We start from the raw sequence: 10,475 nt of genomic DNA on the forward strand, positions 1-10,475 counted from the left end.
CAGCTAAACCGCTAGCCCAACTTGACAGGGTGGGTGCAACTCGACTGAGCGCAGATTGCATTCGCCATCCAGATAGGTAACGAGCGGTGAGCTGACACCAGATCACCCCATTCGCTCTCGGGTAGTAGTTTATGAAGTTTGAAAACGGCATACCCCACGCTTGCCTCGCCAATCCAATCCAATGCTCGAATGGCTTCCCCCGCTCCAGTAGCGCCTAGAGCCATCAACCATCGAGGCGCATACCGAATCGACACGGTGGTCTTGCCTACCTGAAGCTCCCTAGAGCGTCCGTCGGTTAGAAAGACATAGCGAACTGGAACCTGTGTGCTCAGCCCTAATTTATTCGCGGCACGAGCCCCGTGGTCGACCAGCACTTCACCCAGCGCATTAGCCAGCGAGTGGACAACCTTCTCCGGTGCCGGCGGGCGCACGCCGAACCGAGTTTCGACTGCGGCAACATAAATGCCCCGAGCAACGCGAAACAGCTTTCCACCTTCGACCAGGCGAGAGAGTCCTCGCTGCACAGCATGGCGAGAACCATGATGCAGGAATCTGCTAGGTGTCAGAACCTCACCTTCTGGAAGCTGTTGAATGATGTCCAGGATTTTCTCGGGAAGAGCCTTCATTGTCCTGTCAAACCTCGTGAGTGGCCCTGCCAAGAACCACCAGAGGTGGCGACCATCTCATGCGGGACACATCATCGAACAATAGACCTGGTGCTTGGCTCCGTCCTGTGAGTACAGGCAATCTCTGTGCGAGTAGGTCTGGCCTGATGCCGTTTGGAAGTCGTAGCCCAAGACTCGTTCGTCCCGGTCATAGACCCTTATCAGCTCGGTCAGCTTCTCCATCGTCCAGTCATTGGATCCATTCAGCCTCGCAGGCAGTACAACCTGGACTGCCTCGACCAGCGTTCCCTCAGCGCGTCTTTGTAGCATGAACACTTGACCATTTCACTCAACGCGGGCGAATGGGAAGAGAAAAAACTAACGCCTTACCAGGTGGTCGTCCTTTGGAGCGAGTGGTCAGCAGCTGCCCGCGGGCGACTGAAAAATGAGCTGGAAATAGCCCGGCAAGAGAACATAAAAGCCAAAAAAGACAAGCAGGCATCCCGCAGTTACCTCTTCTTTGTGGGTGCCCAGGATGCCAAGAACCCTGCAATTTTCCATGTGCTGGATCATCGACTCATTTGCACCGCACATGACGAGCTGGTGTTCCCAGTGCGCAGCTAGGTGCAGATCGGGGCCGCGGAAGGCGGTCTTATGGCAGTCCCTCGGGCCAGTTTGAGATGTGTTGTAGCGCACTCAGTTGCCCAGGGAACACTCCTGTGCTCTCGACATAGCGCAATGCGGATTGCCCATCGCTCCAGCCTACGTACTGCATCAGCGCTTTGATATCCCAGCCGCTGCGGGTGGCCCAGGTGGCAAACCCGCGGCGCAGCGAGTGGCTACTGTACAGCTCCGAAGGCAGCCCTGCTGCCTGCAGTACGGCGCGCATGAGTGGGACAACGCTATTTGGGTGCAAGCCCTGCTCACCTAAGTGCCCCCAGCGATCAATTCCACGGAATACCGGCCCGCGTGCGATACCCGCAAGACTGATCCAGTCGACGTAGGCTTGTACTGGGCACAGCCTGGCCAGCGCCGGCGCGTTGAAGGTCTGGCCTTGGTTGTCCCGATCACCTTTGCTCCAGGGCAGGAACAGTTGCATGCCCTCCCCGGTCCGCACCTGGATGTGCTCGACCTGTAGGCGACATAGCTCATCACTGCGAAAGGCCCGCCAGAAGCCGATCAGTATCAGAGCGCGATCGCGGCAACAGCGCAGTAGCCGTGGCAAGTCGTCTTCCGCGCGGGCCTGCTCCAAAGCTTGTTCCAGCCACAACACGCACTGTTCGAGCTGGCGCAGCTGCAAAGGTTCGGCCTGCTTCTCTTGGCGTGGGTGCAAAGTACGAATGCCCTTGAGGATCTGGCGGACCAGCGGAGTCTTGGTCGGATCCGGGAAGCCTTGGCTGACATGCCACTGCGCCAACGCCGCGAGGCGCAACTTCAAGGTATTGCTGGACAGGGTGGCGGCGTGATCGACCAGATAGCGCACGACTGTATCGCTAGTCGCCGGCAGAAAGCCACCCCACGTCACCTCGAAGTGCTCAAGCGCCTGCTGATAGCTCCGCCGGGTGTTGGCACGAGTGCCGGCCTGCAGGTACCGCTCGATCTCCTGGCTCATCTGAGCGCATCCCCTTGGTGTACCGGTGAGCGACTGCCAAACGACAAAAACACCGCATCACCTTGGATAATTCATGATTACCCAATTCTAGATTATTGGTAGAAAATAAGGGAAATTCTTGATAAAGTGCTATGTATCTACATGGTATGTACCACAGAACGAAATCGTTAGGAGGCTCCGTCATGGCCCGTGGTGGAATCAACAAAGCTGTCGTGCAGAAAGCCAGGCATGCCCTCCTCGCCCGCGGCGCCCACCCCAGTATTGATGCGGTGCGCATCGAGCTGGGCAACACCGGTTCAAAGACCACCATTCACCGCTACCTGAAAGAGCTCGAAGACGCCGAGCGCGGCCGGGATGCGGCTTCGATCCCGCTCAGCGAACAGCTGGCCAATCTGGTCAGCCAACTGGCAGATCAGCTAGAGGAGGAGGCGCAGGCCGCGGTGGCCCTGGAGCGCGAACAACTGGCCCGCGAACGGCTCGATTACCAGCATCGGTTTCGACAGGCCGAAAGCCGCATCCAACAACTGGAAGGCCAGACCGCGCTCGACGCGGAACGGCTTCAGACCACTCATCACGAGTTGCAGCAGGCACGCGAGCAACGGCAACAGGCCGAGATCGAGAACGCCCGCCTACAGCAGGCTAATCGTGACCTCGAGGAGCGGCACAAGGATCGCGACGCACAGATCCACTCGCTGGAGGAAAAACACCGACATGCGCGCGACACCCTGGAGCACTACCGACAGGCCAGCAAGGAACAGCGTGAGCAGGAACAACGCCGACACGAGTCGCAGGTACAACAACTGCAACTAGAACTGCGGCAACTGCAGCAGACCTTGATAATCAAGCAGGACGAGCTGACGCAACTGAACCGCGACAATGCACGCTTGCTCACCGAGGCGCGGCAGTTGCAAAAAGAGCGACATGCACAGCAACAGCTAGTGGCGCAGAAAACTCAGGCCCTGGAGGCTCTGCAGAGCACGCTGGCCGGCTCCGAACGCACGAATGAAGCCCTTGATCAGCGTTGTCGCACATTGCAGGAGGAGGTGTCCCGGCTGAGCGAAGCCTCCGCGCTTCAGGCGCAGCAGACGCAGGGCCTGCAGAAGCGCTTGGTCGAAGCCACTACACAGCTGAAGCTACTCGGGGCACCGCTTGCGAACAGCGATGGCGCATGTAGCACATGAACCGGCACACTGAGCCTATGCGCTGAGCGGAGGTGAAGATGACACTACTTGAGACTACCAATGAGGGGGCTGCGGAACCTGTCCGTTTGACTACGCCACTGGGCCAGGCCATTGGTAATCTGTTCGCCCGGGCCTTGCCGCTACTGGATGGCAATCCGCCAGGCTCGCTCAAAGTCTTCGTCTTCGGCGGCTGCGCGGTGCACCTGCTCACCCATGCGCGTGGTAGCGCGGACATCGATGCGGAGATCGAGGCGGCCCGCGTGCTGCGTAAGGACGAGATCATGGCCGTCTACACACCGCCAGAGGGTTATGAGGACGGCGACGGCCGCGACTTGCAGGTGTACCTGGACCAGAACTACACCAATGCCCTCGGGCCACTGCACGAGGACTACCGCGAGCGCGCCATCCCGATGGAGGGTTTCGAGGGTGAGCAGCCGCTGCATATCTTCGTTGCCGCCGGCGTGGATCTGGCCATCTCCAAGCTCGGCCGCTTTACGGAAAACGATCAATATGATATCGAACAGCTCATCGAATGTGGCCGTGTCGATGTCGGCCAGTTTGTTACACTGGCAACAGAGGCAATCGATTATGCCGTGGGCAACCGAAGCGCAATGCTAGGCTGCCTGAAACTGGTCATAGCGAAGTACCTGGAGGATGGGCGAGATGCCACGTCTGGATCGTAAACAAAGCTTTGGCACGCTCCTGGAGACTGTCACCCAGCAGCGTCTTAGCCAAGTTGCGTCCGATGCTCTTGTGGAGCTTGCCAAGCAGTTGTGGTACGAAGAGCGCGACCTCGTGCCAGTACTGCAGCGTGAAGTGGCAGGCAAGCTGCGCGAGCCTGAACAGAAGCTGCGTGCCCTCTATCTCGTCGACCTGCTGCGTCGCTTTCCCTGTGTATCAACGGACAAAGCCGCGCACCTAAAAGGCTTTGTCAGCAGTTGGTCGAACCTGAAACCAGCAGAACGCTCACCTCGTGCGACCCAGCTTGTCTCTCGCTACCAACTCGACAAGCTGGCCTATGAATGGGGGCTTGAAGAGGACGTCAGCAAGCAGATGCAGGATGTCCTGGCTTTCCAAACCCGCCATTACGCCGCCACCCAGGGCGTGAAGACGGGCTATTCAGAGCCAACGCCCGTAAGCTAGCAGCAGGGCACGGCAAAATGGACGCGGAATGGCCAACTCAACAAATGACGACCAACGACTCGCTGATCTAACACGCGAGGCATTAGCCGACGTGAGCGAGGGTTTGGTGATCGATCACGCATTGGTCGAGACCTGGGCTCAGAGCCTTGATACCGACACCCCGGTGCCTTTGCCAACTCCAGATCGGCCTACTTAATTCGCAGCAGGCCGAACTGATCCTCAGCGGTATCAGGCTGAAGCCATTGCGCTAAGCGCGCCTTCGCTTGAGCAGGACTTCCATTCTGTTCGTTTAAATACAGCAAGTTACAGAACGAATGCACTAATTTTTGCCTCATCTCGGCATACCCCTGATTCCCCCCTTACCTCGGCATAACTTCAATCAGGCGTTCAGAGCCGATTCTATAATTGACTATAAAATCCTATAAAGCCCATCCTGAGTAACTTAGCGACGCTAGAAAGATATTTAAATACAATCAGTTGCAGCGCGTATGTCCTAATTTTCCTTTATCTCGGCATGACCCCGTGTGCTCGACCTCGGCTGTGGCGAGGGCTGGCTGTGCCGCGCCCTGCAACGCCTGGGCATTCGTGCCTGGGGCGTGGATGCCACCGCCAGGCTGGTGGAAGCGGCCAAGGCAGCGGATCCGGCGGGCGACTACCAGTGTCTCGACTACGCCGCGTTCAGCCAGCAACCGCCCGAGCGCCAGGTGGACCTGGTGGCCTGCAATTTCTCGCTGTTCGGCGCAGAGGAACTGGAGCGGCTGACCGCCAGCCTGCCCCGGGTGCTGAACCGCGGAGGCCACCTGGTCATCCAGACCCTGCATCCGCATGTCGCCTGTGGTGATGCGCCCTACGCCGATGGCTGGCGCGAAGGCTCATGGGCCGGCTTCGATGCCACCTTTCGCGACCCGGCACCGTGGTACTTCCGCACCCTGGAAAGCTGGGTCGCATTGCTCAATGACAATGGCCTGCGCCTCGAAGTCCTCGGCGAGCCGCTGCATCCCGACACCGGCAAGCCGGCGTCGCTATTGCTTGCCGCCCGAGTCGCCTGAGACACATCTTCCGGTCCACCCAAACTCCCCATACAGCGCGGTCCAGGTAGGAGCTGCGTCGACCATACCTATGCCCAAGCGCTGACCAGCGGCCCGTCAGGGCCCGCCACCGGGTCGGCTTCCGGCAAGGCGACCCGGGCGATCCGGGCTTTCGAATCGGCAAGACCGGCGCTGCCAGGGCGCTGGATATCGTAGTCCTCCTGCCCGCGCGGATACGCCCCGACCACCAGAAAGTCACGACTGCTCTCGACACAGCGGTGCCCCGTGCCCGCAGGCAGCACCAGTACGTCACCCACGCCGATGCTCAAGGTCTGCCCCGCCGCACCGCCAAGGGTGACCCGTGCCTCGCCGCGAACCACGGCCAGCGCCTCATGAGCGGTGGAATGGTAGTGGTGATAATCGAAGATCCCTGCGCGCCACAGCGGCGTCCAGTGATTGCGCTGGAACAGCGCTTCGAACACTGCCGCCGCGTCGCTGCCGCCCTGCGGCCGCAGGTGATAGTGCAGCACCGGCAAGTGGCTGTTGGGGGTGGCGCCGTCGTCGTGGAACTGCAGGCGCCGGACATCGTCCAGCGGGCCAAATCCAGTCATCGCTCAAGTCTCCTTGCGTTTGCTGCGCCCGAGTTCGATCCACGCCGGCGCATGGTCGCTGGCCTTGGCTTCGTTGCGTACCCAGGCATCGACCCCGCCATTTTTCAGATACGGCGCCAGGGCCGGGTTGAGCAGCAGATGATCGATGCGCAGGCCGGAGTTCTTCGGCCAGTGCTCGCGGAAGTAGTCCCAGAAGGTGTACAGGCGCTCGTCGGGGTAGAGATGGCGTAACGAATCGGTCCAACCCTGGTCGAGCAGGCGCCGGTAACAGGCGCGGCTCTGCGGTTGCAGCAACGCGTCCTTGAGCCAGGAGCGCGGGTTGTAGATGTCCAGGTCCGTCGGCACGACGTTGTAGTCCCCGGCGAGGACCACCGGATGCTCGCTGTCCAGCAGCACCTGAGCATGCTCGATGAAGCGTTCGAACCAGGCCAGCTTGTAGTCGAACTTCGGCCCAGGCTGAGGGTTGCCGTTGGGCAGGTAAAGGCAGCCCACCACCACGCCATGGGCGGCGGCCTCCAGGTAGCGGCTCTGACTGTCGCCCTCCATGCCCGGCAGCCCGCGGCGGATCTCCAGCGGCTCGGCATCGCGGGCAAGGATGGCCACGCCGTTCCACGAAGCCTGGCCGAGGTGCAAGCTGCCATAACCTGCCTCCGCCAATTGCTGCGTGGGGAAATCCACACCCTTGAGTTCCTGCAGGCAGGCGATATCCGGCTGTTCCCGCGCAAGCCACGCCAGCAGGTTGGGCAAGCGGGCGCGGATGCCGTTGATATTGAAGGTGGCGATCTTCAGCGGCTTCATGCGTCCGGGTCCGCCAGGCGTGAATCCAGGGCATCTTCCAGGGCGCGGGCATGGCCGCCGTTGGCCAGCGCCTTGAGCGCCATGTATTCGTCCCAGTCCACCACGCCGCTGGCAAGCAGTGCCTCGGCGCCTTGCAGCAGGCTGGCGTGCCAGGCGTCCGGTGAGTCGAGGCGGTAGCCGTCGTCCAGCAGCATGTCGTGCCAGGCCTGGAGTTCCGGGCGATGGGGTTTGTCGTTCATGGCCTTGTGTCCGATCGGGGTGCCTATGGGTTCAGAGCCCTTGCAGGTGAACGACGTTCAATCCTTGATGGCAACGCCCCTATTCGCCTGGATGCAACACACCCCGTACACTGTCTGGCCGTGCACTACCTCCCATAGAGAATCCAATGGCCAACCAGGACATTACCTACATCCCCGACCCGGATCCCGAGTCGATCTCTTCCGACGTCACCGCCTTCAACGGCATCCTCATGTCCACCCAGATCCCCACCCGCGCCGACGGCAGCCTGGAACTGGGCGACATCACCGCGCAGAGCGAATGCACCCTGCAGGCGCTGAAGGTGGCCCTGGAGAAAGCCGGCAGCTCGATGGACCGGGTCCTGCACCTGACCATCTACCTCACCGACATGGCCGAGCGCGCCGCGTTCAACGAGGTCTACCAGCGTTTCTTCAGCAGCCCGTGGCCGGTGCGCGCCGCCGTCGGCGTGGCCGAACTGGCCGTCGAAGGCATGAAGGTTGAAGTCACCGCCATGGCCGCCAAGGCCTGACAGACCGCGGTCCCGCGTCCTGCGGGGCCGCCATCGGGCAGCATTGGGATGCCCGTAGGACATTTCGCGGCTACAATGCGCGCCTTGACCGTGCCAAAGCCTAAAAAAACACTATGTCCTTGCCCAAGAATCACCTGGAATTGCTCAGCCCTGCCCGCGATGTCGCCATCGCCCGCGAGGCCATCCTGCATGGCGCCGACGCCGTGTACATCGGCGGCCCGAGCTTCGGCGCGCGGCACAACGCCTGCAACGAAGTCAGCGAGATCGCCGAGCTGGTGAAGTTCGCCCGGCGCTATCACGCGCGGATCTTCACCACCATCAACACCATCCTCCACGACAACGAGCTGGAGCCGGCGCGCAAGCTGATCCACCAGCTCTACGACGCTGGCGTGGACGCGCTGATCGTGCAGGACCTGGGCGTCATGGAGCTGGACATCCCGCCGATCGAGCTGCATGCCAGTACCCAGACCGACATCCGCACCCTGGCCCGGGCCAGGTTCCTCGACCAGGCCGGTTTCTCCCAGCTGGTGCTGGCCCGCGAGCTGAACCTCAAGGAAATCCGCGCCATCGCCGACGAAACCGACGCGGCGATCGAGTTCTTCATCCACGGCGCCCTGTGCGTGGCCTTCTCCGGCCAGTGCAACATCTCCCACGCCCAGACCGGGCGCAGCGCCAACCGCGGCGACTGCTCCCAGGCCTGCCGCCTGCCCTACACCCTGAAGGATGAAAAAGGCGGCGTGATCGCCTACGAGAAGCACCTGCTGTCGATGAAGGACAACAACCAGAGCGCCAACCTGAGTGCCCTGGTGGATGCCGGCGTGCGTTCGTTCAAGATCGAGGGGCGCTACAAGGACATGGGCTACGTGAAGAACATCACTGCCTATTACCGCCAGCTTCTCGACAATATCCTCGAAGATCGCCCCGACCTGGCCCGCGCGTCCAGCGGCCGCACCGCGCATTTCTTCGTCCCCGACCCGGACAAGACCTTCCACCGCGGCAGCACCGACTACTTCGTCAGCGAGCGCAAGATCGACATCGGCGCCTTCGACTCGCCGACCTTCACCGGCCTGCTGGTGGGCACCGTGGAGAAAGTCGGCAAGCGCGACCTGCAGGTGGTCACCCACGAGCCGCTGTCCAACGGTGACGGCCTCAACGTGCTGGTCAAGCGCGAAGTGGTCGGTTTCCGCGCCAACATCGCCGAACCAAAGGGCGAGTTCGACGAAGACGGCGAGAAGCGCTACCGCTACCGCGTCGAGCCCAACGAGATGCCGGACGGCCTGTACAAGCTGCGGCCGAACCATCCACTGAGCCGCAACCTCGACCACAACTGGCAGCAGGCCTTGCAGAAGACCTCCGCCGAGCGCCGCATCGGCCTGTCCTGGGTCGCCCGCCTGCGCGAGGACGGCCTGGAGCTGACCGCCACCAGCGAGGAAGGCATCAGTGCCAGCGCACGCCTGGACGGCCCGTTCGGCGCCGCCAACAAGCCCGAGCAGGCGCTGGAACAGCTGCACGACCTGCTTGGCCAGCTGGGTACTACCCAATACCACGCCGACGCCGTCGAGCTGGATGCGCCACAGGCGTTCTTCATCCCCAACTCGCAGCTCAAGGCCCTGCGCCGCGAGGTGATCGAGGCGCTGACCGAAGCGCGCGTCGCCGCCCATCCGCGCGGCGGACGCAAGGCGGAGACCACGCCGCCGCCGGTGTACCCGGAATCGCATCTGTCGTTCCTGGCCAACGTCTACAACGAGAAGGCCCGGGCGTTCTACCACCGGCATGGCGTGGAACTGATCGACGCCGCGTACGAGGCCCATGAAGAACCGGGTGAAGTGCCGGTGATGATCACCAAGCACTGCCTGCGCTTCTCCTTCAACCTGTGCCCGAAACAGGCCAAGGGCGTCACCGGCGTGCGCACCAAGGTGGCGCCGATGCAACTGGTCCATGGCGACGAAGTGCTGACCCTGAAGTTCGACTGCAAGCCCTGCGAAATGCATGTGATCGGCAAGATGAAGGGCCATATCCTCGACCTGCCGCAGCCGGGCAGTGCCGTCGTCGGGCATATCAGCGCCGAAGACCTGATGAAGACCATTCCCCGCGCGCCTCACTGAGGCGCCTTCAGGCACTGTTTTTGCGTGCCATCTCAACGCCATCACTGTGGAGGCTGGCTCTGCCAGCCCCCGCAATGATGGCGTTACGCCTTTCCTCCGTGCTCCGATCCGACCGGTAACAAGCGGCTCTTTGCGCAAATTGTAGGAAATCTTGTTATCATCTGTACGCTTTTTCCTACACGACCTCAGGCCAAACCCCCGGAAACACGCTAGGGGAAGCCCTCAGGTTTTTCTCAACTTTTGGGATTCCCGGCCGATGCACAGGACGCAGGCCGAGCTAGAGCGGCTCAGAATAAAGTCAAAAATACGGCGCTTCTTTTCTGTTGCTTTCACGATGTGAAAGCTGCAAATCAAAGTTCACAATTTATTGACACAATTATTTTGATATCACACCCTTACGCACTTGGAAGTCCTGATCTGCCCTTCTGTAGTCCAGATAGCCGTAGGCTGGAAGTACATATATGAGTCAAGCAGACGATATTGGAAATCTGTTCCATCGCTTCGGAGCAAGTGCTGACAGTTATAAGGAAATAAACACTGAATTCGAGTACTTCGAGCCGGCGGCCCCCGTTGCCGAGCCGAATCCGCCAGTGAAGGCCGTTGCAAGGAACCTGGTCGAGCTCAAG

The 10,475-nt window shown here is 61.1% G+C and carries 12 protein-coding genes; 7 read left to right on the forward strand and 5 right to left on the reverse strand.

What is annotated here, in order from left to right; genetic code table 11:
* Positions 1 to 11: 11 nt before the first annotated feature.
* A complete protein-coding gene (locus V0R59_RS13500; RefSeq protein ID WP_004374692.1) occupies positions 12 to 626 on the reverse strand; it encodes a DUF6088 family protein in 615 nt (204 codons plus the stop codon).
* Positions 627 to 941: 315 nt separating this feature from the next.
* Between V0R59_RS13500 and V0R59_RS13505 the strand changes: the two genes are divergently transcribed.
* Positions 942 to 1,229, forward strand: a complete 288-nt coding sequence (locus V0R59_RS13505; RefSeq protein WP_016487034.1) for a hypothetical protein — start codon at positions 942 to 944, stop codon at positions 1,227 to 1,229.
* A gap of 28 nt (positions 1,230 to 1,257) precedes the next feature.
* On the opposite strand, the gene V0R59_RS13510 is transcribed toward V0R59_RS13505, so the two are convergent.
* Complete coding sequence (locus V0R59_RS13510; protein WP_004374696.1) at positions 1,258 to 2,217, reverse strand: site-specific integrase; 960 nt, start codon at positions 2,215 to 2,217, stop codon at positions 1,258 to 1,260.
* 182 nt (positions 2,218 to 2,399) lie between these two features.
* On the opposite strand from V0R59_RS13510, the gene V0R59_RS13515 reads away from it, so the two are divergent.
* The 4 genes from V0R59_RS13515 to V0R59_RS13530 all read left to right on the forward strand — a co-directional run bounded on the left by V0R59_RS13515 (position 2,400) and on the right by V0R59_RS13530 (position 5,590).
* Positions 2,400 to 3,398 (forward strand): DNA-binding protein, encoded by a 999-nt coding sequence (locus tag V0R59_RS13515; RefSeq protein WP_004374698.1) that lies wholly within the window; start codon positions 2,400 to 2,402, stop codon positions 3,396 to 3,398.
* Positions 3,399 to 3,436: 38 nt separating this feature from the next.
* A complete protein-coding gene (locus tag V0R59_RS13520) occupies positions 3,437 to 4,081 on the forward strand; it encodes a DUF6036 family nucleotidyltransferase (RefSeq protein WP_003117289.1) in 645 nt (214 codons plus the stop codon).
* Positions 4,062 to 4,541, forward strand: coding sequence for a hypothetical protein (locus V0R59_RS13525; RefSeq protein WP_330074754.1), 480 nt, complete (start codon positions 4,062 to 4,064; stop codon positions 4,539 to 4,541). Before V0R59_RS13520 ends, V0R59_RS13525 begins: the two co-directional genes overlap by 20 nt.
* Before the next feature lie 524 nt (positions 4,542 to 5,065).
* Positions 5,066 to 5,590, forward strand: a complete 525-nt coding sequence (locus V0R59_RS13530; protein WP_330074755.1) for a class I SAM-dependent methyltransferase — start codon at positions 5,066 to 5,068, stop codon at positions 5,588 to 5,590.
* Between the two features lie 68 nt (positions 5,591 to 5,658).
* Here the strand turns inward: V0R59_RS13530 and V0R59_RS13535 are convergent, their stop codons facing one another.
* Genes V0R59_RS13535 through V0R59_RS13545 form a run of 3 tightly spaced genes read right to left on the reverse strand, consistent with a single transcriptional unit; the run spans position 5,659 to position 7,217 of the window.
* Positions 5,659 to 6,180 carry a cupin domain-containing protein gene (locus V0R59_RS13535; RefSeq protein WP_330074756.1) on the reverse strand — a complete coding sequence of 174 codons (522 nt, stop codon included), beginning with the start codon at positions 6,178 to 6,180 and terminating at the stop codon, positions 5,659 to 5,661.
* Between the two features lie 3 nt (positions 6,181 to 6,183).
* The gene (locus V0R59_RS13540; protein WP_330074757.1) at positions 6,184 to 6,978 is read right to left on the reverse strand and encodes an exodeoxyribonuclease III; all 795 of its coding nucleotides are present in this window, start codon (positions 6,976 to 6,978) and stop codon (positions 6,184 to 6,186) included.
* Positions 6,975 to 7,217 (reverse strand): hypothetical protein, encoded by a 243-nt coding sequence (locus V0R59_RS13545; RefSeq protein WP_330074758.1) that lies wholly within the window; start codon positions 7,215 to 7,217, stop codon positions 6,975 to 6,977. The genes V0R59_RS13540 and V0R59_RS13545 overlap by 4 nt, the downstream gene beginning before the upstream one ends.
* Before the next feature lie 146 nt (positions 7,218 to 7,363).
* On the opposite strand from V0R59_RS13545, the gene V0R59_RS13550 reads away from it, so the two are divergent.
* Positions 7,364 to 7,744: a RidA family protein gene (locus V0R59_RS13550; protein ID WP_330074759.1), complete on the forward strand. Its 381-nt coding sequence runs from the start codon at positions 7,364 to 7,366 to the stop codon at positions 7,742 to 7,744.
* Between the two features lie 113 nt (positions 7,745 to 7,857).
* The gene (locus V0R59_RS13555; protein WP_330074760.1) at positions 7,858 to 9,849 is read left to right on the forward strand and encodes a peptidase U32 family protein; all 1,992 of its coding nucleotides are present in this window, start codon (positions 7,858 to 7,860) and stop codon (positions 9,847 to 9,849) included.
* Positions 9,850 to 10,475 lie beyond the last annotated feature (626 nt).

Origin of the sequence: Pseudomonas ulcerans, assembly GCF_036324125.1 — a bacterium.
GTDB classification, from domain to species: domain Bacteria; phylum Pseudomonadota; class Gammaproteobacteria; order Pseudomonadales; family Pseudomonadaceae; genus Aquipseudomonas; species Aquipseudomonas ulcerans.